Source organism: Flavobacterium psychroterrae (assembly GCF_018380615.1).
In the GTDB taxonomy this organism is placed as follows: domain Bacteria; phylum Bacteroidota; class Bacteroidia; order Flavobacteriales; family Flavobacteriaceae; genus Flavobacterium; species Flavobacterium psychroterrae.
In genome coordinates, this window is record NZ_JAGYVZ010000001.1 from 505,743 (window position 1) to 531,268 (window position 25,526).

The following is a 25,526-nucleotide window of genomic DNA, read 5'->3' on the forward strand; positions in this document are numbered from 1 at the left end:
GATTGAAAGTAAATCTGCGCGATCGGGTTGCAAATTTAAAAATTTGCCTATAAACAGCTCTTTATTTATTTGGAGGGCTGTTTTTTTGTTTAAAATATTAACCACCTTTAAATAATTTCCAAAAATGACTTTTTTTTACTTTCTGCATTTTGCTAGTACATTCCTATAGATAAATAATTTTCCAACATATTTTTATATTAAAGTATTTGACATCTTATTTATCAGGTAGTTTTAATAAGAAAAAATAAATACATTTGGTAATTACTAGATTTATTTCCAAAACTATAAAGGAGAAATCCTGTAACTCTTATTACAAAATATAATCATTACAACTAAAAATGGAATATAAAAAGACAATCCGATTAATTTTAGGTAATAGAAAATTAACCGTTGTTAATCAGATTAACCAAATAAAAATATTGATCAATGCTGGTGAATACAAACAGGCATTAAAATCACACCCAATTTTTAATAAAAGTTTAAATAAAGATCCTTTTTTTAAATCAATAGAAAATATTTTTTTAAAAGAGCCTTATTCATTCACAGAAAATTTTAAAAAAGAATTCAAATGGATAACAAATATTCTTGAAAACTACTTAAATGAAATAGATTCTTTTATAGTTTTAAAAAACAAATTTGAAGAATGTATAATTCTAGATAATTTTGAAAATGCCAGTGATATATTAAAAGATATAGAAAATTTATTTGGAATTAGCTTATGGAGTATTGAAGCAAATTTAATAATAGAGGAAAGGGTTAATAATTCTGAATCGAATTGGAATAAACTCTCTTACTATTTAAAGGAAATAAAAAAACCAATTTATGAATTTACAATAAATTCAAGTAGTAAAAGGATTGAATCTAAATTTTCATTTGAAACATTTCTAAATCAGTTTCAAAATGAAATTGATACAATTAATGCAGAGGGTTTGATTAAAGATTTTTTAGTATTCAAAAATTTTAACATTGTTAATTATGATTACAAATATAAAAATCTTGAAAGTGTAATTTATGTTTCAAATATATTTTCAATAATAGATCAATATCTAATACTTATTGATGTTATTCTTTACAATTTAGCCACATCGGTTGAAAATGATAAATTATTTTTCCCTTTTATAAATTTATTAAAAGACAATGTTCCCAATGATTATAGAATTTGGAACATTTACAATGTAATTAATGAAAAAAAAGAATTACTAATTTTTGAAAACAACAATGACATTCTGCAATGCTTAAACTTATATTACTCCGGAGATTTTGAAGGAGCATTAGAAATATCACGTATAGGAATAAAGACACATCCTCTAGAATATGAATACTACAAAACATATTGTAAATCTCTTATAAACCTAGAAATTGATTTTGTTCAAACAGGCTTAAGTAAAACAATTGATGAAATATTAAAAAATACTTACGATTTATTAACCTTTAAAAATGATAAAGAAAAAAGCTGGAAAGATTTACTTAAATCTACTTTGTTTTTAATGAATACAAATTTTGGAAAACAAATAACTGGGTTAATGGCAGAAATTGAAGGGAAAATTGAAAAAAATCATATTATAGGATTTTTATCATCATCTTTTAATTCGCATAAAAATTTAGCACTAATAGGTAACAGAAACTTAATTGTCGAAAATTTTAAAGACCTTTTTTCGAATCATAGTTTTAAAGTACAATATTTTAAGCAAGGAAATGATGTGAAATTCCTTAATTCTATTTCAAAATCAAAATTACAAGAAAGTACATTTGAAGCAATTAGAAGTTATCAAAAAGAAGACTTTAACAAGGTTATTGAAATATTAGCAGAAGCATCTGATTTAGATAATTTACCATACTATTATGAAAGAAAAGTAAGCTTACTTTTTTATTCATTTCTAAATCTAGGATTATTGAAAGAGGCATTAAATTTATTTGGAGAAATATTTTTCAATAAAACTACTCTCACAAGAAAACTTAGCTACATTGATTTATATGAAGAAATTAAAGAAACACGAAATAAAGATTTTATTATCGATTCAATAGAATATCCTATTCTTTATTCGTTAATTGTTAAAGAATATGACTTATATGAAGCTTATGATGATTTTATGTGTTCAATTAATATCTTCAGTATCGAAGAAATAGATGTCTATTCTTTTATTGAAAAATACACTTTAGAAAAAGTTGTATATTTTTTAAGTAATGTTATTACAATAGATACATTAAAATATTCCACAGAATATAACTCCATTAGTGATGTGGAAGAAGACAGGGTAAAAATATTAGAAATATTAATTTCCGTAGATTTATCAAATAAATTAATTTATGAAAAAGAAATAAATGAAATTTATAAAATAAACTCAGTAAGAAAAGTCTTAAAAGAAGTTGATGAAGGAAGATTATACATTGACGTCAGCAGTTTGAAAGAAATTCAAATTAAAAATTTTAGCGATCAATTTCAAAGATTTAAAGAAATTGAAGCTTCATCTTCAACTCAAAATTTAATTGGTTTTAATACTTCAAATACCAAAAACTGGGAAAAAGCATTGACTGAGAAAAACGATAACATTGAAGAATATAACAGTGCTAACTACCTAGCTTTTAAAAGTATTTATTTAGAATCCCGCGAAAATTTTCTTTTTAGTAAAGAATATGGACTAGATAGCTGTCTGAGCACAAGAATCAGACATGGTGCTTTGAAAAATCATATTAGAAGCGTATTTGAAAAATTAAATCTTATAACTTCAAAAATAAATAATCAATATAAAGACAATAATATTTGGAGAGCACAATTAGTGAGTACTCCAGAATTAAATATTCCAGTTCAACTTATCTTAAAAAATTTCTCTAAAGAAATAGATGATAACACTACCTTTATTGTAGAAAAATTAATTCAGATACAAACAGAAAAAAATTCGGATAAGGCTGAAGGATTATTTCAATACTACACAAATGATGAACTTTTATATTCTTTTTATAATGAGGCTAAAGAGTACTTCGATTCTGTCGAATCAACAATTGAAATGATATTAACAAATTTTGTCAATTACACTTTGATAAATCTTCAAGAGGATATTGTTCACGCATTTTCATCAACAATTCCAAAGAAATTTCAATTAATAATAGAAAATACTATTGGGGAGTTAAGAAATCTTAATTTACCAAATGAGTGCGAACTAATATCTAATCTCACTAAATCTAGTACAGAAATACAAAACGAATTACAATATTTATCAGAATGGTTCTATTTAAATACAACTAGTTCTTCCTCGTTATTAAACATTGAAACAATTATTGATGCTAGTTTAAATTTAACGAACAGAATAAATCCTCTTTTTAATTTAAAGCCAGAAATAAATGTAAAAAATATTTTTGCAGGATATAGTAATTTAATTTTTGTTTTCAATATTATGTTCAAAAATGTTATAGAACATTCAAAATTAGACACAAATAAAATTAAATTACGAATAGATTCATCAATTGAGAAGGATGAATTTGTATTAATAAAATTCACAAATAATCTGAACCCTAATTTCGATTATTCTGCTAATAGAATTAAACTAGAGGCAATAAAAGAAAATTGGAATAACCATGAAAATATAGAACGATCTAATAAAGAGGGAGAAAGTGGTTATGATAAAATAAAAAGAATACTTTTATACGAAGCATTAGCCAAAACACACAGATTTGATTACGAGTTAAATAAAAACTCAATTTCAATTACTCTTTATTTTCCTTACAAAAAACCAATCGCTTAATTATGAAAATTTTAATAATAGAAGATGATAAAATAAAAATTGAAAGGCTAAGTAGTTTTTTAGAATCTCAAAAAATTGTAATCAAAGAATCTTTTCAAAGTGGGATGTTAGAATTAAAAAGTAATTATCAAGTTTATGATCTATTAATTCTGGATATGACAATTCCACTATGGGAGAAAGGTTTGAATGATTTAGGAGGAAATTATGAACAATTCGGTGGAGAAAAAATTCTAAGAGAGATGAACCGCAGGAAAATATTATTGCCAACAATCTTATTTACGATGTTTGATGTCTTTCCAACCAAAGAAGGAAATTTAACTTTCGACGAAATAAATACAATCTTTAAAAACCAATTTGATAGTTTTTATATTGGAGCAGTCTTTTATAATGCTAATGAAGATAACTGGCAAATAGATATGTCTACTTTAATATCAGAATTAAAAACATGAATCATATTAGTATTCTTCTAGTTGACGATGATTTTAATAAAATTTCATCTATAATACGAACAATTAAAGAAGTTTTCGACGAGACTTTATCTATAAATCAAGCTTCATGTGTACAAGAAGCTATTGAAAATCTACAAAATAAGGAATATCACTTATTGATTACTGATTTACAAATGCCTCTAAAATATGATGACCAGCCAAATGACAATGGCGGTCAAGTACTTATTAAACAATTGTATAGAAATAAAAGCAAAGTAAATGTTCCTATGTATATCGTTGGTCTTACACAATTTGAAGAGCTAAAGAATAACTTTGAAGGTATTTGGAAAATTTGGCACTTTGAACCTAGTTCCGAAATCTGGAAAAATAATTTAAGGGATCTAATATTTCATATTAGTTTAGTTAAATCACGTGTCAAAGCAAATAAAATTGAAACAATTTTTTTAGAGGGTCCAACAGATAAGAATATTATCGAATCATGTTTAAAACATTTTTTTGAAAACGAAATAGATAAAGTTTATTTAGAAACGATAAATTATGGTGGAGGTGCCTCATGGGTACAAAGGCAACTTTTTATTTGGGCAAAGTCATTAACCATAAAAACAAAAGAGGAAAAATATTTAAAAGCAGTTGGAATCTTTGATGATGATGAAGCTGGAAAGATAGCAATTGATAATTTGATTAGCCAAATTGAGCCAAATTCTGCTGAAAAAAAGACCTTTTCCATTTTAAAGAACAGTTATAAATATTCCGTTTTACTTAAATCAATTAAATCAAAAGGTATTACTTTTCAAACCACTATTGAAGATTTAATATCAATTGATTGTTGGAAAGCAGCAAATGCAAATGGCTGGTTAATATCAAGAGATTTAAAAAAAACTAAGATTGATTCTTCAATACTAAAATTAAAAAATTTAGAAATATCTGAAAAAACGTTAAGAGAAAGCAATTTTACTGAAGATGAAATTTTACTTACCATAAATAAGGTAAATGATGATTACAAGAAACAATTTTCAAATATGGTATGTACACTTGACAAAGAAAACCTTCTATCAATAAAGTATCTACTAGAAGATGCTTTTAAAAAATTAAAAATAGATCTAATTACTTAAAAGTACCGAGAACCTCGATCCTTTAAAAAATCGAGGTTTTTCCATTTTATAAACCTTACTCCTTACTCAAATAAGGATTCAAAACCTCAGCTAATTCATTGAGCCAATAAAAGCTGTTTTGCAAATTGTCGATTTCGTTTTGAAGGGTTTCATGTTGCCTTAAAGCTCCTAAAGCAAGAACATAATTTACTTGCCTGATTGCTTTTGCCATACCTTTTGGGTCGATTGTGTTGTTGAAAAAATTCATAAGCCTAGTTTCGGCTTCTGTTGAAAGAGTTTTTGTACTCATAATCTCTAAAATTAAAGAATTTGTAATCCTGTATTTTAGTGATTTTAATGCCAATAAGGGCATTTACGGTCGTTTCCGATACCGCTCACATAATGCAAGATAAGTTTTAAAATAGTTATACTTCATGTCCGTAATTTTAGGAAAAGCAAATATAGTAAAAACACACTACAAAATATAATATTTTTCTTTCAATTAAATAAATTTATTATGAAACCAACTCCCCTAGCCCCGATGGAAGCGGAAATCCTTTTGTGCCGGGGTTCGGCACAAAAGATTGGAACGTACAGCGGGAAATAGCTCCTAATTAAAAATTAAATTCAACTAAAAAAAAATGCAAGACCAAAATTGATCTTGCATTTTTTGCAACTTGATAAATCTAAATTAAAATATCTTTTTACACAGTTTGGCGCTCGTGTTTTCCTTCTTTAATTTCTTCCACCATTTTTTTATTAAAAGCGGGCAAATCATTCGGGTTTCGGCTGGTTACTAATCCATTGTCTACGACTACTTCTGAGTCTTCCCATTGTGCTCCGGCATTTTTTAAATCGTTTTTAACCGAGAAGAACGAAGTTACTTTTCGACCTTTTAGAACATCTGCATCTACCAGAATCTGAGGACCATGACAAATAGCCGCTACTGGTTTTTTACTTTCAAAAAAGGAACGTACAAAATTTACTGCAACCTCTTCTCTTCTCAATAAATCAGGATTTATCACTCCTCCCGGAAGAACCAAAGCGTCGTAATCTGCTTCATTTGCCTGATCTAATACTACATCAACATTATATTCCTTGCTCCAATTACCGTCTTTCCAAGCTTTAATAGTTCCTGATTTCAAACTGATAATATCTGCATTCCAACCTTGCTCTTCAAGATAGGCTTTAGGCGAGGATAATTCTAATTCTTCGAAACCGTCTGTGGCTAATATGGCTATATTCTTTTTCATAATTTTAAGTATTAAAACGTTATTAATATTGATTTTTATTAAAATTAGTAATTTCAGACAACGAGGTAAAACAGACGATGTTAAACCTTTCTTTAATAAAAGTTAATTAATTATATATCAACATTTTATTAAAAATAAAATTGAAATTATATAAAATTCATGTCAATTTAGTTTACTATTTTATAGGATGAAAACTAAAAGAATGTTCTATAAATTAGTTATTAAGAAATAAAAAGAAAAGCGAGTCTTTTTGTTTGAAAAAATAAAATCCATCTGATGACACCAACTGCCGGAATAGCTTCTAAAAATCCCAATAATTAAATTCCTAAACATCTTCTTTTCCTACAAGATTCAATTTTAACAGCGATTGCGAGAATTAAATGTTATTTTTGATAATTCGCTTTTCTAAATTAATATCATGCAAGAGATAAACATCACAATATATAAAGTCAAACCTTATGAATTGTCTAATAGAGAACAAGAGATTTTAGATAGCCAAGTTCAGCTGGATAAAAATCTATATACAGATGCTGAATTGCTTTATACTTATTTAATAAAGAAATATAATTTATAAAATAAATACTTTATAAAAACGATTCATCAGGTAATTTCGCTTTAAGTTATTATCACTTTCTAGCAAATGCAAAAAACAACTATTATAATATTAGATTTTAAAGTATGAATGTTCTACTCATTGAGGATGATAAACGCATTAGCGAATTTATTATAAAAGGTTTAGAAGAAAATAACTTTACGGTGCATCTGGCTGAAACCGGCGAAATTGCCCGGGATCTTGTGCAAAATGATACTTGGGATATTATCCTGATGGATATTATGCTTCCGGGAATTGATGGGATTCAGCTTACGAAATTAATGCGTTTCAAGAAAATTCATACGCCTATTTTAATGTTAAGCGCTCTTAGCGATACTGATGATAAAGTAAATGCGCTGGATTCCGGTGCCGATGATTATTTGGTTAAACCGTTTCATTTTAAGGAATTGATTTCGAGAGTAAATGCCTTGACCCGAAGAACTAAATTTAATTATGACAATGAAGAAACCTTATACACATTAGGAAGTTTAACCATAAATCCTGAAGAACATAAGGTTACAGAAAATGATGCTTTGATCGATTTATCGCCAAGAGAATATAAATTGCTATTATTTTTATTAGAAAACCGAAATAAAGTAATGTCAAGAACGCAGATTTTAAACGCAGTTTGGGGCATTAATTATGACAATAATACGAATGTTGTCGATGTTTATATTTCGTATTTGAGAAACAAAATTGAGCAAAACCATAAATTTATCCATACCATAAAAGGAACGGGATATATGCTGAAGGAATAGTTATGAAAATACGCAACAGGTTTACCTTAATATCGTCGTTTACTTTTAGCATTGTCTTTGTCATTGCTTCGGTTATTACGTATTTTTCGTTTTATAGTTATTCGGAAAAAATCATTTACAACGAACTTCAAAAAACGTGTTTGCTGACTGGGATTTTCTATCTTGAAAAAGATGAATTGCCGGAGAATCAGCATTTAATTATTGGTCAGCAATTCAGGGAAAATTCGCTTGAAATTATTACGCGTGTTTACAACGCTAAAAATCAGATTGTTTATGGCGACAAAACGGCTGATGAAAATATAAATCGTGAAAAACTTGATTACATAAGGAAAAACAGAAAGCTGAATTTTAAATCGAATCATCATTTTTATTTCGGAAGTTTTTATCACGACAATCAGGGAGATTTTGTGGTTTTTGTCAAGAAAAATGATCAGGAATTCAAAACTATTACGAATCGTTTATTGATCATTATGATTCTGGTTTTAATTAGCGGATTGATCATCATATATATTGTGAGCCGTTTGCTTTCGAATTTGGCATATAGTCCGATAAAAAATATTATCAATCAGGTGAATGAAATCGAAGCTTCGTCGCTGGATCGTCATATTACCTCTCCAAATACAAAAGATGATATTCAGGAATTGATTGAAACGTATAATAATTTGTTCAAGCGGCTTTCGGATACTTTTATTATCCAGAAGAATTTTATCAATTACGTTTCGCATGAATTCAAAACGCCTTTAACCGCCATATCAGGAAACCTTGAAGTATTCGCGCAAAAAGACAGATCAAGTGCTGAATACAAAGAAATGTCTGAAAAAGTATTAGAAAATGTCTATCAGATCGAAGATACAATGAATACTTTGATGATGCTTTCGGGATTGCGCGATAATACAGAACTCAACGAAATTTTCAGAGTTGATGAACTGGTTTGGGATATTAACGATCAATTGCCAAATGTTCACCAATTAAAGGACGCGCAAATACAAATTGCGCTCGAAATTGTCAATGATAAACTGCTTTCGATAAAAGGAAACAGTAACGAAATTAAAATCGCCTTATACAATATTATAGAAAATGCCGTGAAATATTCGAACGGAAATCCTATCAAAATAAGTCTGTTGCAACAGGACAATCAGCTTAAAATTGTTATCGAAGATCACGGAACCGGAATTAGCGAAGAAGATTTAAAATTTATCAAACAAACCTTTTACCGCGGCAAAAATGTCAATGATATAAAAGGAAGCGGCGTTGGACTTTCGCTTGCCAATATTATTTTTAAACAAAATAATATCGATTTTAATATTACTTCAAAAAAGGGCGAAGGCACAACGGTAACGTTATTATTTCCGCCGCTTTAATATGTTTTCTAATCGTTTTCTAATGTTGCTCTAACCGCTTTATAACATACCTCAAATTACTGCTTAATATGTCGGCTTTAGCTTTGCAACATATTAAAACAACTTAATTTGAAACGTATAATCTTAACCCTTCTCGTTATTGTATCGCATAAAAGTGTGGCACAATCTGCTGCAATAAACGATACAATTGTTCTTTCCAGAACTCAGGCTGAGGCTTTGTTTCTGGATAAGAATATTTCTCTTATTTCTGAAAAACTAAACATCGACATTGCCGATGCGCAGGTTATTCAGGCAAAATTATGGCCCAATCCTACGCTTACCATTGGCGAGATCAATCTTTGGAACAATGCCACCGCTCAGGAATTGCCTCCTTTATGGGGAAATTTCGGAAAGACTTCTCAAGTTACCGCAGAACTGGAACAATTGATTCAGACTGCCGGAAAACGAAAAAAGATGATCGCCATGGAAAAAGTGAGCGTTGATATTGCAAGGGAATATTTTAAAACTTTTTTACGTAACCTGAAAATTGAGTTTCGCGGTAATCTGACCGAGCTGCAATATACTCAGGAGCAGGAAGCAATCTACAAAAAACAGCTTTCGTCAATGCAGATCATGCTAAAAGGTTACGGTAATCAAGTTGCACAAGGAAATATTGGCAAAGGCGAATATATCAGACTAAAAGCATCTGAGCTTCAATTCTTAAAAGAAATTGCTGATTTACGAAAAGAAAATAATTCATTACAAAAGGAATTAAAAGTCCTGATGAATCTTCCTGCAACAAGCTTTATCAAACTTACCGGTGAAGGTTTTGTTCCCAATAATAAAAATATCGAAAATCTTAATTTAGGTAATCTGATGGCTTCGGCTGTAGAGAACAGACCTGATATGAAAGTCATTAAACTTGGCAATGATTACAACGATAATAAGTATAAATACGAAAAGGCAATGCGAACGCCTGACGTTACTCTTGGGGTTAGCTATGACCGTGGCGCCAGTTTGATGAACGATTTTGTTGGGATCGGTTTTTCTCTGGATCTTCCTTTTTTTAGTAGAAATCAAGGAAATATAAAAGCTGCAAAAATAGCTATCGACCAGGGTAAATTACTGACCGATGAAAAAACAATAACTATACAAGCAGAAGTTTTACAAGCTTATGAAGATTTACTTGTGACTAAAAAATTGTATGAAAGTATTGATGCAAATTATGAAGCAGATTTAGATAAACTTCTGGAAAGCTACCGCAAAAACTTCCTGCAGCGAAACACAAGTATGTTAGAATACCTGGATTTTGTTGACGCTTATTTAGACAACAAATCAATCCTGCTGAATTCTAAAAAAGACCTGAATAAAAACCTGGAAGAACTGCGCTATATCTCTGGTGAGGAAATTAATTAATTCCCGAAAAAAGAAACTGCAATAATATCTAAAAATAAAAATAATGAAAAAATATATTTTACTCCCAATTCTTGGGTTAATGCTTGTTTACGGATGTGGCAAAAAAGAAGAAATCAAAGAAAAAAAAGAAGAAAAATTTTGTATCGATAAAGACTTAAAAGAAAAAATAACAATTGAACCGGTACAAAAACGTGCGGTTACAGAATCTATCAATCTTACCGGAAATATTACTTATAATGCTGATCACGTAGTTCAGTTTAATAGTCTTGTTGAAGGGATTATTACTAAAACTACTTTCTCGTTAGGTGATTATGTAAAAAAAGGACAAGTTCTGGCAGAAATTAAAAGTACAGAACTGAACAGCATGCAATCTGAAAGTAAATCGTTTCAATCGCAAATAGCGGTTGCACAACGTAATTTACAATCGACTAAATCAATGTTTGAAGATGGAATTTCGTCTCAAAAAGATTTAATGCAGGCACAAAGTGAACTCGATGTTTTGAAATCTTCTCTTGAGAATGTACGTGCCAATCTTGCCATGTTTAGCGCGAGCAGCGAAAGATCGGTTTTTCAGATAAAAGCACCAACAGAAGGTTATATCGTAGCCAAAAACATTAGTCCGGGAATGCAGATTACCGAAGGAAGTGAACCTCTTTTCACCATTTCGGACTTAAAAGAAATTTGGGTTTTGGTCAATGTTTACACGAGTAACTTAAAAAACGTAACCGAGAATATGTTGGTTGATGTTACAACACCAGCGTATCCGGGTGAAGTTTTTAAAGGAAAAATCACATCGCTTGCAAAAGTTTTTGATGCCGATGAACATGTTTTGAAAGCCAGAATCGTGATGGAAAACAAAAACTTAAAACTTAAACCGGGAATGACGGCAGATATCGTAATCGATAAAAGCAAAGGCGGCGAAATATTAGTTGCTGTTCCGGCAAAAGCAGTCATTTTTGATAACAATCGCGATCATATCTTAATTTATAAAGATGATTGCACGATTGAAACCAGAGAAGTTAATCCGATTATAAAAAACAACAACTGGATTTATTTTGATAAAGGAGTTAATGAAGGCGAAATGGTGATTACCAAAAATCAGCTTTTGATTCACGAACGATTAAAAAATTAATTATCTGTAACGGATAAACACCATACAAGACATGAAAAAATTTGTACAAGGTCTGGTGGCTTTCTCGCTAAAAAACTCCCTAATTGTTTTTTTCCTGACAGCCGTATTACTAGTCGCGGGTATAGTGAGCTATATTCATACCCCCATCGAAGCTTTTCCCGATGTAACCAATACAAGGGCAAGAATTATTACACAATGGCCGGGAAGAAGTGCCGAAGAAGTAGAGAAATTTATCACACTTCCTATTTCAAAACAAATGAACACAATCCCGAAAAAAGTCGAAGTACGTTCTATTTCGCTTTTCGGATTATCGGTTGTAACCGTATTATTGGATGACGATGTCGAGGATTTCTATGCCCAGCAATATGCCTCAAATCGCCTTAACGGATTAGATCTTCCCGAAGGTGCCGATGTAGAAATTGAACCGCCATCCGGAGCAACAGGCGAAATTTTCAGATATATAATCAAAAGTGATTTACCTATTAAGGAAATCAAAGCCATTCAGGATTGGGTAATCGAAAGAGAATTAATTTCGGTTCCTGGTGTTGCCGATGTAGTGAGTTTTGGTGGAGAAGAAAAGAACTTCGAAATCAAGATCAATCCAACACAATTGGAGAATTACAATTTATCTGCCTTAGATGTTTACGAAGCAGTTTCGAAAAGTAATGTCAATGTTGGTGGGGATGTTATTCAGCGTGGCGATCAGGCGTATGTAGTAAGAGGTGTTGGTTTGATTAATAAAGTCGAAGATATTGGTAATATTCTAATCGAAACCAAAGGTTCATCACCCATATTAGTAAAACACGTTGCCGAAGTTTCAATATCTGCCAAACCAAGATTAGGACAAGTAGGTTTAGATGGTGACGATGATGTTGTAGAAGGTATTGTAGTGATGCTTCGTGGCGAAAATCCGGGCGAAGTGATTAAGAGACTTAAAGATCGTCTGACCGAACTTAATGAAAGAGTGCTTCCGGATAATGTAAAAATTGTTCCCTTTATCGACCGTACCAAATTGGTAGATACAACCGTAAAAACGGTTACCAAAAACCTTGTTGAAGGGATTTTATTGGTATCGTTAATTGTGTTTATTTTCCTTTATAACTGGAGAACATCATTGATTGTGGCTTCAGTAATTCCGCTTTCGTTTTTGTTTGCCATTATAATGTTGAGAATCCAGGGATTGCCTGTGAATTTGATTTCGATGGGAGCGCTTGATTTCGGATTATTACTTGAAGGAACTTTGGTTATCGTGGAACAGGTTTTTGTATCCCTTGAAAAGAAAGCCCATAAAGTGGGAATGGAACGCTTTAATAGCATGAGCAAAATGGGGCTTATCAAGAAAAGTGTTGGTAGTGTGGCTACTTATATTTTCTTTGCCCTGATTATTTTGATTGTTGCATTAATGCCAATTTTCTCTTTCACTAAAGTGGAAGGAAAAATGTTCTCTCCCCTAGCCTTTACATTAAGTTATGCACTTTTAGGATCTCTGATTTTATCGCTTACTTATGTTCCTGCAATGTGTAAAGTAATGTTGACGAAAAATATTGTCGAGAAAGAAAATATGATTTCGCGTTTCTTTAGAGAAAACCTTTTCAAGCTTTTTCAATGGAGTACCAGACATCGTAAAGCGACAATATATGCATTCCTTGCTTTACTTGCAGTTTGTTGTGCCAAGTTTGCGTTTTATGGTTCAGAATTTATTCCGAAACTAAATGAAGGAGCAATTTATGTAAGAGCAACCTTGCCTAACAGTATCAACCTGGATGAAGCGGTAAGGCTTACCAAAGAAATGAAAGGTAAAATAAGGAAATTCGAAGAAGTAAAATTTGTTCTTACCCAAACCGGAAGACCAAATGACGGAACAGATCCAACCGGATTTTTTAATATCGAATTGCATATCGAATTAAAACATCAGGACGAATGGAAACGCGATATAAGTAAAGAAGAACTGATTGCCAAAATCAAAAAAGAACTCGATGTTTATCCCGGAATCGGATTTGGTTTTAGCCAGCCAATTCAGGATAATGTTGAAGAATATGTTGCCGGAGTAAAAAGTCCTTTGGTAATTAAGATTTTCGGGAATGACCTTTTTCAATTGGAAGAAATGGCTAAAAAAGTAGCCAAATCCATAAAAGATGTAAAAGGAATTGAAGACATCAATGTCTATAAAAACATTGGTTTACCGGAATTAAGAATTCAGCTTGACGATGAAAAAATGGCACGTTATGCAGTTACAACTGCCGATGCACAAGCCGTTATCCGAATGACAATTGGAGGTCAGGCCGCAACCAAGTTCTATGATGACGAAAAGGTATTTGATATCACTTTACGTTTTGAAAAAGAATACCGTGATTCGAAAGAAAAAATCGAAGATATTCTTATTCCAACAATGAATGGTAAAAAAGTTCCATTAAAAGAGATTGCAACTGTAGAATACAAAACAGGACCCACTTTTATCTATCGTGAAGGAAACAGTCGATATATTGCTGTAGGATTTAGTATCGAAGGACGAGATTTAGGAAGCACAATCGACGAAGCTCAGAAAAAAGTAGCTGCAGAAGTAAAACTACCTAAAGAAAATATAATGAAATGGGCAGGAGAATTTGAAAGTAAAGAAAGAGCTTCTAAACAATTAGCAATGATTGTTCCGGTTGTTTTGATTCTGATTTTATGTTTGTTGTATTTCAATTTTGGTAATTTCAAAGATACATTAGTTGCTGTGAGCGCGATGCCTTACGCCTTTATTGGTGGATTCTTATCGCTTTGGGTAACAGGAACCGTATTCGGGATCTCGGCAGGAATTGGATTTATTATTCTGTTTGGAGTCAGCGCGATTGACAGTATTGTCCTCATAGGTATGATTCGGGAAAATATGCGAGCTGGAATGCATCTCAAAGATGCTATCTCAAACGGAATCTACAGCAGAATTCGTCCTATTGTGATGATTGCTCTTATGGGATCTCTGGGATTATTGCCCGCAGCATTGTCAACCGGAATGGGTTCTGAGGTTCAAAAACCATTAGCCATTATGATCGTTGGCGGATTGATAACCTGTATGTTTTTATCCTTAACGGTATTACCACAAGTTTTTTATCTGGTTTATCGTAAAAAAGATACCAGTAACACAGATTTATAATATCCTACTATAAATTAAATTTGAAAGCACCTCTAGACGTTATGTTTAGAGGTGTTTTTTTATTTCAAATCCTTCTTAATAACTAAATACTTCAAATTTGTATCCCCCACATTACTAATGCCGTGTTCTACATTTGATGGACAATAAAAACTGGTATTGGGTCCGGCGATTACGGTTTTTCCGTCAAGGTAAAATTGTGCCTTTCCTTCCAGTATATAAAAAAGTTCTTCTTCTATATGATGATGTGGCGCATGGGTTGATTTCCCAGGTTCTACAATACTCATTTTAAGAGTGTTTTCCTGAGTGAAGTCTTTATCAGCAAACCAATATTGGTACCCTACTTTTGTTTTTGTAGCTTTTTGTAATTCAAAATGATTGACACAATTTTCAATAGTGTATTTATTTTCGGCAGAAACAGTTTCTTTTTTTGTTTCCTGAGATTGTATAGATTGTTGCATCATTAACGTAACAATTACAATTTTGACAGCGGATGTTTTCATTCTTTTTTTTGTAATAATACAAAAAAATATAATTCTTATTTAAATTATAATAATCCTTTAAAGTCCAGTGTTGATTAAAAATAAAACTTAAATTATAAATTTCATTTTGAATATATGTAGTTAACTACATATCTTTGTAAAAAAATATTTTATTCTAAACGAATTTAATCAAACACTAAAACAAATGAGCAATAATAAAACTCAGACTTATACAGAAAATACAATTGTAGTAGAAAAAGTTGAAGATCAAAAATTAATAGAAACCGCATTCTTGATTAGAAAAAAAGTATTTGTAGAAGAACAGAATGTATCGCCGGAACGCGAATCGATGGATGATCAAGATGCAGTACATTATCTGGCAACTGTAAATGGTGTACCAGCCGGAGCAGCGCGATATAGAAAAATGGAAAAAGGAGCAAAAATTGAACGAATTGCTGTTTTAAATATTTTCAGAGGACAGCGAATTGGTGAAGCAATTCTACTAAAAATATTAGAAGATTTAAAAGAAGAAGAGAAAATTTATCTTTATGCTCAGGTAAATGCAACACAATTCTATATTAAAAACGGTTTCAGACAAACGGATAATTATTTCCTGGATGCCGGAATTGAACACGTTGAAATGGATTTTATAAAATAAAATGATTCCAAATCAATCCGTTTTTATCCGCGTTTTTACAAAGTAAATCTGTTTTATCCGCGTCAAAATTAAACGCTGATTTTCCTGATTCGCTAAAGCGAAAACGCTGATAAAAACGGATTTTCTAATTACTTTACTAATTAAATTGTTAAGCAATTTTATAGATTTCCTCTTAACTCAATGATTTTTTAAATTCTGATGGAGAGATTCCAGTACTACGCATGATGAATTTATTAAAATGACTGCTATCGATAAACCCCAAGTCATTACTGATTTCTGAGAAAGTCAGATTGCTTTTGCTCAATTTTTCTGTGACAACTTTCAGTTTTGTCTGCTCGATGTAATCTCTTAAAGTAATATTGAGATGGGTTTTAAAATACTCCCCGATATAATGGATCGAAACATTAAAATGATTCGCCATTTCTTTTTTCTTCAATAAATGCGGGTTGGCAATATTCGAGCGGATATAACTTAAAATAGTATCAATTTTTAAAACTTCATTGGTTTGGAAATTTAAATTGCTTTCGTCTACAGTGGCGTTTCTTCGGATTATTTGAATTAATGACATCATCAAACTTTTGATGATGATTTCGTTTTGTCCTTTTGGTTTTGCTACTTCATTCAATATTTTTAAAATAACCATTTCACAAAAGGCTTTGTCATCTTCAAGGAAAATTAAATTTCCATTCGTTTGATTGTGATAATAAAACAACTTCTCTATCTCTTCAATTTCTTTTTTATTTGAAAAAAAATTAGGCAGGAAACGCAGACAATGAAATTTCGTAGGCTCCAATGTTTTAAAGGAATGATAATCCTTTGGTGTAAGCAAATAAATATCATGCTGTTTATAAAGATGTGGAATCGAATTTAAGATATGATTTCCTGTTCCGTACTCTATATATAATAGCTCGAAAAAATTATGTCGGTGTACTTCCTTCTTCCAGGTGAGTTCTTCGACAGAATAAATTTCGAAATCTTTGTATATAAAAAACGTGTCTTTCATAATCCTTAATTTTTACAAATATAACCGATATTTTTACATCAATCAATCATGGCAAACCTATTTACTTTGCATTGATAATTTTAAAACCTAAATACTACGATATGAACTCAAATACAATAAAAATAGGAATTCTTGGCATTGGAGGCATCGGTGGATTTGTAGGTGCTCCCCTGGCCAAAAAATATAAAAACAGTGCTACCAAAATTATATTTATTTGCAGAGGCGAAACCAAAAATGCCATACAAAACAAAGGTTTACAATTCGAATCGAAAGGAATTAAAGAAACTATATTTCCAGATGTAGTATCTGATAATCCAACAGAAATAGGAATTCTGGATGTTTTGATCCTTACTTCTAAATCTTATTCCATAAAAGATATATTATCAACTTACAAAGATTGTATAAGTCCTCAAACAATCATAATCACTTTGCAAAATGTGGTCAATGCCAATGAAATAATTCGTGAGACTTTACCCGAAGCTGGTCAGATTATGGAAGGTTGTATTTATGTCGCTTCAAACGTAAAGCAACCGGGACATGTTCAGCATATTGGCGGACCTGGAAAAATTTTCGTTGGAGGAAAAGAGAATAAACAATTAATTGATTTACTAGTATCTGGAGGTTTAGACATTACCTATGTTCCCAATATCAATGAGATATTATGGAAGAAGTATTTATTTGTTGCTCCCGTTGCAGGAATCACTTCTGCCTATAAAGTTACGTTTGGTCAACTTTTAGAAGATGAAAATCTAATGCACATTCTGGACAATATGATGATCGAAATTCAATCGCTTGCCAGTAAAAATAATATCATGCTTACAAAAGAAGACATCGAAACTTCTAAAGATTTATTGACTAAATTTCCGTTTGAATCGAAATCATCATTGCAATTGGATTTTGAAAACAATAATCAAACCGAGAAACGTTTCTTAGTAGATTACGTGATTGAAAATGCTAAAAAATACGGAATTGGAACTCCTTATTATAATGATGTAAATGAAAAAATAAAAACGTCTTATAATGTTTCTTAATCTCATTTTAAACTGGACTAAAGTCCAGCCCTACAATATGAATCATTCCTCCGGAATTTTAAAATCTAGGCGAATAATCATTTAAAATGATTTAAAAAAGAGTCATCAGCTCAGCTTATTTTGTAGAGCTGGACTTAAGTCCAGCGGAAAATATGGTATTAAAACAAGAAAAACGAACTGCTTCCTTAAAAAAGGAGATTAAAAAGTCCTTATTTTTAAGGGCTTTCATCGTTTTTAATACTTGTCTATACAACAATAAGAAAATATTATGACAATATTATTTCATAATCAGAAAAACCGCCATACATTTGCCTAACGGTGTTAAACAATTTAATACTCAATCAAAATGGCAAGTAAAGATCGAATTTTAAGACAAAAAGAAGAAACAAGAACTAACATTCTTGATGCTGCTTATGCTATCGTCAAAGAAGAAGGATGGCAAGGTCTGAGTATGAGAAAGATTGCTGACAAAATTGAATATACGGCTCCTATAATTTACGAATACTTTTCTAATAAAGATGCGATTTTACAGGAATTAACCGGTAAAGGTTTCATTAAACTGGCAAAAGAACTTGAAAAAGCAAAAGCTAAGTTTCCAAAACCGGAAGAACAATTAGAAGCCATGTGGATGGCATATTGGGATTTTGCATTTACAGATACCGAAATGTATCAGGTAATGTTTGGAGTTCAAATGAACTGTTGTTCTCAACAATGTTCAGCTCAGGAAAGACCTTATAAATTATTCACTTCGGTAATTGCTGAGATAATGAAAAACAGTAATCCTAGTGACGAAGTAATCAAACAAAAGTATTTTACTTTCTTTTCGGTAATTCATGGTTTAATAGCCATTAATATTATTAACAGAAGTGAAATAATGGAAACTATCAACAATCAGATCTTAAAAGATGCGATTGGCGGCATTATAAAATCAATTCAATAAAAAAAATTTTATCTTAACTTAACAGTGATAAATGATTTAATAGAGTAATTTAGCAAAACTATTTTTTTACTACTTCACTTAACACCGTTAGAAAATTTAATTAAGTAATACTGAGCTTTTTTTTCTCTTTTTACTTAACAGTGATAAATAATTTAATACCGATTATGAAATACAATTGGGAGGCATCATTATATGGATTTCTGTACCAATTTACTTAACAACGTTAGATAATTTAATATAATTAGATATGAATTCCCAGAATGCCGTAATACCACAATTAAACAACAAGAATGTCCAACAAATTAAAACCAATACGAAAATGAAAAATGTAATTATAACCAGTTTTATTCTGGCACTAGTGCTAAGCAGTTGTGCTGATAAGTCGCAGGCTCCGGCAGCTCCTGCTCCACCATTATTGCCCGTTTTAGCGATCACAAGCGAGAACACGACTACAGATGCTGAATATCCTGCTTCGATTCAGGGAACAGTTGATGTAGAAATTCGCCCTCAGGTTAGCGGAAACCTTGAAAGAGTTTTTGTAGACGAAGGTGCTTATGTAAATAAAGGTCAAACTTTATTCAAAATAAACGAACGTCCGTTTCGTGAGCAATTAAACAATGCTTTGGCAAGTCTTCACGCATATGAAGCCGCTTTAATAAACGCTCAGTTAGAAGTTGATAAATTAACTCCTTTAGTTCAAAATAAAGTAGTTTCTGATTATCAGTTGAAAACGGCTAAAGCTTCTCAAAAAATTGCTGCTGCAAATATCGAACAAGCAAAAGCAATGGTAGGATCTGCCAGAATTAATTTAGGCTATACTAATGTGACAGCCCCAGTAAGTGGTTACATTGGAAGATTACCTAAAAAACAAGGAAGTTTAGTTTCTGCAACTGATGTTGAGCCTTTAACTAACTTATCTGATGTCCACGAAGTGTTTGCTTATTTCTCATTAGGTGAAACAGATTTCATCAACTTCAAAGCGCAATACGCTGGAAACAGCCTTGGCGATAAATTAAAAAAATTACCTCCTGTTACTTTAATCTTAGCAGATAATAATTCTTATCCTCAAACCGGAAAAATCGATATGGTTGACGGTCAGTTTGATAAAACTACAGGTGCGATTACTTTAAGAGCTACTTTCCCTAATGCTGGCGGAACTTTACGTTCTGGAAATACAGGAAGAATTCGTTTAGGTCTTCAACATGATGATGCAGTTTTAGTACCACAATCGGCTACGGTAGAAATGCAGGATAAAGTGTTTGTTTTCACTGTAAATAAAGAAAACAAGGTTACTAAAATGCCTATAACGGTTTCTGGTAAAAGCGGAACGAATTACATTATCAAGGATGGTGTAAAATCCGGTGACCAAATCGTATTAAGCGGAATCGATAAACTTCAGGACGGTCAGGCAATTCAGCCTGAGAAATCATCTCCTGCTAAAGTTGCCCAAATAATTAATAAAAAATAATTTTTACGAAAATGTTCAAAATATTTATACAAAGACCTGTACTGGCAACCGTTATTTCCATTTTATTGGTCATATTAGGTATACTTGGTCTTACGAAGTTGCCCTTACAACAGTTTCCTGATATTGCGCCACCATCGGTTTTAGTAACGGCGGTTTATCCGGGAGCGAATGCAGAAACGGTTTTACGTTCTGTGGCACCATCACTTGAAGAGTCTATCAATGGTGTTGAAAACATGACTTACATGAGTTCTACAGCCAGTAATGACGGATCTCTTGCGATTACAGTTTTCTTTAAATTAGGGACTAATGCAGATCAGGCTGCGGTAAACGTTCAAAACAGAGTTGCTCAGGCAACAAGTCAATTACCTGCAGAGGTTGTTCAACAAGGTGTAACCACTGCGAAACAACAAAACAGTTTTATCATGGCGATTGGTATGTATACCGATGACGAAACAAAATACGATCAGACTTTTGTTGCCAATTATGCACAGATCAATATTATACCGGAGATTAAACGTATTCCGGGAGTTGGTTCTGCAAGTATTTTTGGAGGTGTTAAAGATTACTCAATGCGTGTTTGGTTGAATCCAACGCAAATGTCTACTTACAAAGTGACTCCAAACGAAATCATGAGTGCGATTCAGGATAAAAGTTTGGAAGCTGCTCCGGGTAAATTTGGAGAAAGAAGTAAAGAAGTTTTTGAATACGTTATTAAATACAAAGGTAAATTAACCAAACCCGAAGAATATGAAAATATTGCTATACGTTCTAATGCTGATGGTTCAGTACTTCATCTTAAAGATGTAGCCAGAGTTGAACTTGGTGCATATTCATACAACAGTTTAACTCGTTTAAACGGTAAAAAAGGAGTTGTAATTGGTATTATTCAGTTAGCAGGTTCTAACTCAAATGATATTCAGGTTGCGATCAATAAGTTGATGGTAAAATCAGCTAAAGATTTCCCTAAAGGAATTAAACACAATATTTTCTATAGTACAAAAGTGGCTCTAGATCAATCGATCGAACAAGTTGAGCATACTTTATTAGAAGCTTTTATTCTGGTATTTATTGTAGTATTTATATTCTTACAGGATTTTAGATCAACATTAATCCCGGCTATTGCTGTACCTGTAGCAATTTTAGGAACGTTCTTCTTCATGCAGTTATTCGGATTTTCGATTAACTTATTGACATTATTCGCTTTAATTCTGGCGATTGGTATTGTGGTAGATGATGCGATTGTCGTCGTCGAAGCCGTGCATGCCAAAATGGAGCACAAACATTTGTCTCCAAAAGTAGCCACACATGAAGCAATGCACGAAATAACGGGTGCTATTATCTCGATTACGCTGGTAATGGCTGCTGTATTCCTGCCGGTTGGTTTTATGGAAGGCTCAACAGGAGTTTTCTATCGTCAGTTTGCCTTTACGATGGCAATTGCAATTGTAATTTCGGCAGTAAACGCTTTAACTTTAAGTCCTGCACTTGCTGCATTATTCTTAAAAGACAATCACGCAGGGGAACACGGAGATACTCCATACGAGAAAAAAGGATTTAAAGAGAAATTCTTTAACGGATTCAACAAAAGTTTTGACTCATTAACCAACCGTTACGTTGGAGGTTTGAAATTTTTAATCAGAAGAAAATGGTTGAGTTTAGGAGGTTTGGCTTTAATTACTATTGCAACAGTAATAATGGTAAAAACTACTCCTGCAGGATTTATCCCAACGGAAGATCAAGGATTTATTGCGATTGCAGTAAATACGCCTTCAGGAACATCTCTTGACGGAACTCAAAAACTAATGACCGAAGCCGAGAACATTCTTAGCAAATTAGATGCTTCAAGAGATGTTACAGCAATTTCAGGTTTTAACTTATTGACAAATTCTACCAGTCCATCTTCGGCGGTTGTATTTGTATTGCTTAAACCAAATGAAGATCGTGGAGATATCAAAAACATCGACGAAATCATGAATCAGGTTCGTGGAAAACTAGGTGCCATTTCAGGCGGAAGTTTCTTCGTATTCAGTTTCCCAACTGTTCCCGGATTTAGTAATGTCGAAGCTTTAGATTTAGTACTTCAGGATAAAACCGGAGGAAAACTGGATAAGTTTAGTGGAATCTCTCAAAACTTCATTGGAGAATTGATGAAACGTCCTGAGATTGCCGTTGCCTTTACTTCTTTCAAAGCCGATTATCCTCAATTGCAATTGGATATCAACGATGAAAAAGCAAACCAATTGGGTGTGAACGTAAAAGACATTTTACAAACCATGCAAACCTATTTTGGTAGTGCACAAGCATCTGACTTTAATAGATTTGGTAAATATTACCGAGTTGTTGTTCAGGCAGATATTGCTGACAGAGCTGATCCGTCATCAATTGACCGAGTTTTTGTAAAAAACAAAACAGGCGAAATGGTGCCAATAAATACATTAGTAAAACTAACCCGTATTTATGGTTCAGAAACGGCTTCGAGATACAACTTGTTTAATTCGATTTCGATTAATGCAATCCCAAAACCAGGATTTAGTTCCGGAGATGCCATTAAAGCAATTCAGGAAGTAGCAGCACAACAATTGCCTGCAGGTTATGGTTTTGAATTTTCAGGACAAACTCGTGAAGAGATTTCGTCCGGAGGTCAGTCAGCAACGATTTTCTTACTGTGTTTGATATTCATCTATTTCTTACTTGCTGCACAGTATGAGAGTTACATTTTGCCATTGGCCGTAATCTTATCAATCCCTGCAGGTATTTTTGGAGTATTTGTTGCCATTGGATTAACAGGAATTGAAAACAACATTTATGTACAAGTTGCATTAGTAATGTTAATTGGACTGCTCGCCAAGAATGCGATTCTGATTATAGAATTCGCCGTCCAGAAAAGAAAATCAGGTCAGGCATTAGTCAAAGCAGCGATTGATGCAGCGAAACTACGTTTGCGACCAATTATCATGACATCACTAGCCTTTATTGTGGGATTGATCCCGATGATGAGCGCCACAGGACCGTCAGCACAAGGTAACCACTCTATTAGTATTGGTGCCGCCGGAGGTATGATTTCAGGAGTAGTATTAGGGTTGTTTATCATCCCTGTATTATTCATCATATTCCAATATTTACAAGAAAAGGTTTCTGGAAAACCAGTAGCCGTAATTCATAACGAAGAAAAATAAAAATGGAAAATTATATAACGACAATCCTTGTAGCCATCATAATTGGCATTGGATACATATCCTATAAAATCTCAAGAGATCTTGAAACCAGAAAAGATACTTGTACAGAAATTTAATGACATCATATAAAATGAAAAATTATATAACCAAAATCGTGATAATCGCCATTTTGATCACGACTATAATATCCTGTAAAGTTTCGAAGGATATTGAAACTCCAAAAGATGCATTTCCTGAAAATTTCAGGAATGCATCGGTTTCAAAAGATACAACGAGTATTGCAGATGTGGAGTGGAAAAATTTCTTTACAGAAAAAGATATTGTTCAGTTAATTGACAGCGCAGTTGCAAAAAATAATGACTTGCAAATCGCTATAAAAAACATTGAAATTGCACAATACAGATTCACACAATCAAAATGGGGAAATGTTCCTCAGGTTAATTTGAATGTAAGTGCAAGTACCAGTAATCCATCTGATAATAGTTTTACAGGAAAGAATTTAAGTCAGGCTTTAGGCCAAAATCACATTGATGATTATTCTGCCGGAGCTTCACTTTCATGGGAAGCTGATATTTGGGGTAAAATCCGTAATCAGAAAAAAGGTGCCTATGCAGGATATCTTCAGTCAGAAGAAGTTAAAAAAGCATTGCAGACAAATATTGTAGCCAATGTATCTAAAGGATATTACAATCTTTTGATGTTAGATGCACAATTAGAAATCGCGAAACAAAATTTTAAATTAAATGATAGCACAACAACCATCATTAAATTAAAATACGACGCAGGACAAGTAACTACATTAGCGATTCAGCAATCAGAAGCGCAGAAATTAGTTGCTGCACAATTGATTCCGCAATTAGAACAAAACATTGCCATTCAGGAAAATGCTTTAAGTGTTTTGACAGGATCATTTCCTAATTCAAAAACCAGAACTACGCGTTTGAGTGCACTTGAAGTGAAAAACAATAACGCAATCGGAATTCCGTCTTCATTAGTAGCTCGCAGACCAGATGTAAAAAGTGCCGAATTAGCACTTAAAGTTGCCAATGCCAACGTAGGAATCACAAAAGCAGATTTGTATCCGTCTCTTAAAATTACCGCTCAAGGCGGAGTAAACTCATTTGAAACCAGCAATTGGTTCAACATTCCGGCTTCATTGTTTGGAACTGTTGCCGGAGGCTTGACTCAACCTTTACTGAACAACAAAAAAGTAAGAACACAATACAATATTGCTGTTGTCGAAAGAGAAAAAGCAGTCTTAGTTTTCAGGCAATCCGTTTTGGTTGCTGTAAGTGAAGTTTCTGATGCTTTGGTCAAAGTAGAGAAATTACAACAGCAAGAATCTTTTCTTAAAGAAAGAGTAAAAACCTTGCAACAAGCCATTAAAAATGCCAATTTATTATTCAAAAATGGTATGGCTGAATATTTAGAAGTTTTATCAGCACAAGCTAATTTATTGCAAAGTGAATTAGAACTTGCTAACATAAAAAGAGAGCAACTTTCTGCCAATGTCGAGTTATATCGCGCATTGGGCGGCGGTTGGAAATAATACCTATTACCCGTTAATTATTTATTTTTTGAGGCGAAAACGCTGTAAGACTTCGGTTTTACAGCGTTTTTTAATTGGAGCAATTTACTACGCCTGGTAAAAAGTAAGATAACTTTTTTGCATCTTTTTATATTTATAATCATTAATGTCCGATAAAAAATAAAACCAAAAGAATTTATTTCTTATATGTCTCATTGTCAGTGTTTTAATTTTTTATTATTGTATTTTTTTAAAAACAGGTTATAAAATAAATGATAGTTGTTCTGATTCAGCCTTGTCAATTATCCAATCTTTTTCTGGATTTTCTAGAAATTT

Annotated in this window: 19 protein-coding genes; 15 read left to right on the forward strand and 4 right to left on the reverse strand. The window is 32.2% G+C overall.

The genetic code is table 11. From position 1 onward, the window contains the following. Window positions 1-338: 338 nt before the first annotated feature. From KHA90_RS01740 to KHA90_RS01750, 3 genes are read left to right on the forward strand one after another with little or no spacing between them, the layout of a single operon-like run. Window positions 339-3,740, forward strand: a complete 3,402-nt coding sequence (locus KHA90_RS01740; protein ID WP_213294255.1) for a hypothetical protein — start codon at window positions 339-341, stop codon at window positions 3,738-3,740. Between the two features lie 2 nt (window positions 3,741-3,742). Next, window positions 3,743-4,189 carry a response regulator gene (locus KHA90_RS01745; RefSeq protein WP_213294258.1) on the forward strand — a complete coding sequence of 149 codons (447 nt, stop codon included), beginning with the start codon at window positions 3,743-3,745 and terminating at the stop codon, window positions 4,187-4,189. Beyond that, window positions 4,186-5,301, forward strand: coding sequence for a response regulator (locus KHA90_RS01750; protein ID WP_213294275.1), 1,116 nt, complete (start codon window positions 4,186-4,188; stop codon window positions 5,299-5,301). Before KHA90_RS01745 ends, KHA90_RS01750 begins: the two co-directional genes overlap by 4 nt. Window positions 5,302-5,356: 55 nt before the next feature. On the opposite strand, the gene KHA90_RS01755 is transcribed toward KHA90_RS01750, so the two are convergent. Both KHA90_RS01755 and KHA90_RS01760 read right to left on the reverse strand, forming a co-directional pair. Continuing rightward, window positions 5,357-5,590, reverse strand: a complete 234-nt coding sequence (locus KHA90_RS01755) for a hypothetical protein (protein WP_213294277.1) — start codon at window positions 5,588-5,590, stop codon at window positions 5,357-5,359. Window positions 5,591-5,984: 394 nt separating this feature from the next. Beyond that, the gene (locus KHA90_RS01760) at window positions 5,985-6,533 is read right to left on the reverse strand and encodes a type 1 glutamine amidotransferase domain-containing protein (protein WP_213294279.1); all 549 of its coding nucleotides are present in this window, start codon (window positions 6,531-6,533) and stop codon (window positions 5,985-5,987) included. A 418-nt stretch (window positions 6,534-6,951) separates the two neighbouring features. Here KHA90_RS01760 and KHA90_RS01765 point away from each other — a divergent pair, with 418 nt between their 5' ends. From KHA90_RS01765 to KHA90_RS01790, 6 genes are all read left to right on the forward strand, one after another. Next, complete coding sequence (locus KHA90_RS01765) at window positions 6,952-7,107, forward strand: hypothetical protein (RefSeq protein ID WP_213294287.1); 156 nt, start codon at window positions 6,952-6,954, stop codon at window positions 7,105-7,107. A 104-nt stretch (window positions 7,108-7,211) separates the two neighbouring features. Next, the gene (locus KHA90_RS01770) at window positions 7,212-7,883 is read left to right on the forward strand and encodes a response regulator transcription factor (protein ID WP_213294289.1); all 672 of its coding nucleotides are present in this window, start codon (window positions 7,212-7,214) and stop codon (window positions 7,881-7,883) included. Window positions 7,884-7,885: 2 nt separating this feature from the next. Continuing rightward, window positions 7,886-9,244, forward strand: a complete 1,359-nt coding sequence (locus KHA90_RS01775) for a sensor histidine kinase (RefSeq protein ID WP_213294291.1) — start codon at window positions 7,886-7,888, stop codon at window positions 9,242-9,244. Window positions 9,245-9,352: 108 nt separating this feature from the next. Next, window positions 9,353-10,639: a TolC family protein gene (locus tag KHA90_RS01780; protein ID WP_213294294.1), complete on the forward strand. Its 1,287-nt coding sequence runs from the start codon at window positions 9,353-9,355 to the stop codon at window positions 10,637-10,639. A gap of 43 nt (window positions 10,640-10,682) precedes the next feature. Further along, on the forward strand, window positions 10,683-11,771 hold the full coding sequence (locus tag KHA90_RS01785; protein ID WP_213294296.1) for an efflux RND transporter periplasmic adaptor subunit: 1,089 nt from the start codon (window positions 10,683-10,685) through the stop codon (window positions 11,769-11,771). A gap of 31 nt (window positions 11,772-11,802) precedes the next feature. Next, window positions 11,803-14,907: an efflux RND transporter permease subunit gene (locus KHA90_RS01790; RefSeq protein ID WP_213294299.1), complete on the forward strand. Its 3,105-nt coding sequence runs from the start codon at window positions 11,803-11,805 to the stop codon at window positions 14,905-14,907. 59 nt (window positions 14,908-14,966) lie between these two features. On the opposite strand, the gene KHA90_RS01795 is transcribed toward KHA90_RS01790, so the two are convergent. Continuing rightward, entirely contained in the window at window positions 14,967-15,407 is a 441-nt protein-coding gene (locus KHA90_RS01795) for a cupin domain-containing protein (protein WP_213294302.1), read from the reverse strand. Between the two features lie 184 nt (window positions 15,408-15,591). On the opposite strand from KHA90_RS01795, the gene KHA90_RS01800 reads away from it, so the two are divergent. Then, complete coding sequence (locus KHA90_RS01800) at window positions 15,592-16,044, forward strand: GNAT family N-acetyltransferase (RefSeq protein ID WP_213294312.1); 453 nt, start codon at window positions 15,592-15,594, stop codon at window positions 16,042-16,044. Between the two features lie 172 nt (window positions 16,045-16,216). On the opposite strand, the gene KHA90_RS01805 is transcribed toward KHA90_RS01800, so the two are convergent. Further along, the gene (locus KHA90_RS01805; protein ID WP_213294315.1) at window positions 16,217-17,047 is read right to left on the reverse strand and encodes an AraC family transcriptional regulator; all 831 of its coding nucleotides are present in this window, start codon (window positions 17,045-17,047) and stop codon (window positions 16,217-16,219) included. A gap of 101 nt (window positions 17,048-17,148) precedes the next feature. On the opposite strand from KHA90_RS01805, the gene KHA90_RS01810 reads away from it, so the two are divergent. The 5 genes from KHA90_RS01810 to KHA90_RS01830 all read left to right on the forward strand — a co-directional run bounded on the left by KHA90_RS01810 (window position 17,149) and on the right by KHA90_RS01830 (window position 25,211). Then, the gene (locus KHA90_RS01810; RefSeq protein ID WP_213294317.1) at window positions 17,149-18,078 is read left to right on the forward strand and encodes a ketopantoate reductase family protein; all 930 of its coding nucleotides are present in this window, start codon (window positions 17,149-17,151) and stop codon (window positions 18,076-18,078) included. A gap of 346 nt (window positions 18,079-18,424) precedes the next feature. After that, a complete protein-coding gene (locus KHA90_RS01815) occupies window positions 18,425-19,018 on the forward strand; it encodes a TetR/AcrR family transcriptional regulator (protein ID WP_213294320.1) in 594 nt (197 codons plus the stop codon). Between the two features lie 247 nt (window positions 19,019-19,265). Further along, window positions 19,266-20,486 (forward strand): efflux RND transporter periplasmic adaptor subunit, encoded by a 1,221-nt coding sequence (locus KHA90_RS01820; protein WP_213294322.1) that lies wholly within the window; start codon window positions 19,266-19,268, stop codon window positions 20,484-20,486. A gap of 11 nt (window positions 20,487-20,497) precedes the next feature. Beyond that, complete coding sequence (locus tag KHA90_RS01825; RefSeq protein WP_213294324.1) at window positions 20,498-23,662, forward strand: efflux RND transporter permease subunit; 3,165 nt, start codon at window positions 20,498-20,500, stop codon at window positions 23,660-23,662. A gap of 130 nt (window positions 23,663-23,792) precedes the next feature. Further along, on the forward strand, window positions 23,793-25,211 hold the full coding sequence (locus tag KHA90_RS01830) for a TolC family protein (protein ID WP_213294326.1): 1,419 nt from the start codon (window positions 23,793-23,795) through the stop codon (window positions 25,209-25,211). Window positions 25,212-25,526: the final 315 nt, after the last annotated feature.

Excerpts from the sequence above, each read along its gene's own strand:
- KHA90_RS01740 (WP_213294255.1), top strand. The coding sequence starts at position 339 with ATGGAATATAAAAAGACAATCCGATTAATTTTAGGTAATAGAAAATTA.
- KHA90_RS01785 (WP_213294296.1), top strand. The coding sequence starts at position 10,683 with ATGAAAAAATATATTTTACTCCCAATTCTTGGGTTAATGCTTGTTTAC.
- KHA90_RS01790 (WP_213294299.1), top strand. The coding sequence starts at position 11,803 with ATGAAAAAATTTGTACAAGGTCTGGTGGCTTTCTCGCTAAAAAACTCC.
- KHA90_RS01770 (WP_213294289.1), top strand. The coding sequence starts at position 7,212 with ATGAATGTTCTACTCATTGAGGATGATAAACGCATTAGCGAATTTATT.
- KHA90_RS01750 (WP_213294275.1), top strand. The coding sequence starts at position 4,186 with ATGAATCATATTAGTATTCTTCTAGTTGACGATGATTTTAATAAAATT.
- KHA90_RS01805 (WP_213294315.1), bottom strand. The coding sequence starts at position 17,047 with ATGAAAGACACGTTTTTTATATACAAAGATTTCGAAATTTATTCTGTC.
- KHA90_RS01815 (WP_213294320.1), top strand. The coding sequence starts at position 18,425 with ATGGCAAGTAAAGATCGAATTTTAAGACAAAAAGAAGAAACAAGAACT.
- KHA90_RS01825 (WP_213294324.1), top strand. The coding sequence starts at position 20,498 with ATGTTCAAAATATTTATACAAAGACCTGTACTGGCAACCGTTATTTCC.
- KHA90_RS01810 (WP_213294317.1), top strand. The coding sequence starts at position 17,149 with ATGAACTCAAATACAATAAAAATAGGAATTCTTGGCATTGGAGGCATC.
- KHA90_RS01755 (WP_213294277.1), bottom strand. The coding sequence starts at position 5,590 with ATGAGTACAAAAACTCTTTCAACAGAAGCCGAAACTAGGCTTATGAAT.
- KHA90_RS01820 (WP_213294322.1), top strand. The coding sequence starts at position 19,266 with ATGAATTCCCAGAATGCCGTAATACCACAATTAAACAACAAGAATGTC.
- KHA90_RS01775 (WP_213294291.1), top strand. The coding sequence starts at position 7,886 with ATGAAAATACGCAACAGGTTTACCTTAATATCGTCGTTTACTTTTAGC.
- KHA90_RS01800 (WP_213294312.1), top strand. The coding sequence starts at position 15,592 with ATGAGCAATAATAAAACTCAGACTTATACAGAAAATACAATTGTAGTA.
- KHA90_RS01795 (WP_213294302.1), bottom strand. The coding sequence starts at position 15,407 with ATGAAAACATCCGCTGTCAAAATTGTAATTGTTACGTTAATGATGCAA.
- KHA90_RS01830 (WP_213294326.1), top strand. The coding sequence starts at position 23,793 with ATGAAAAATTATATAACCAAAATCGTGATAATCGCCATTTTGATCACG.
- KHA90_RS01765 (WP_213294287.1), top strand. The coding sequence starts at position 6,952 with ATGCAAGAGATAAACATCACAATATATAAAGTCAAACCTTATGAATTG.
- KHA90_RS01745 (WP_213294258.1), top strand. The coding sequence starts at position 3,743 with ATGAAAATTTTAATAATAGAAGATGATAAAATAAAAATTGAAAGGCTA.
- KHA90_RS01760 (WP_213294279.1), bottom strand. The coding sequence starts at position 6,533 with ATGAAAAAGAATATAGCCATATTAGCCACAGACGGTTTCGAAGAATTA.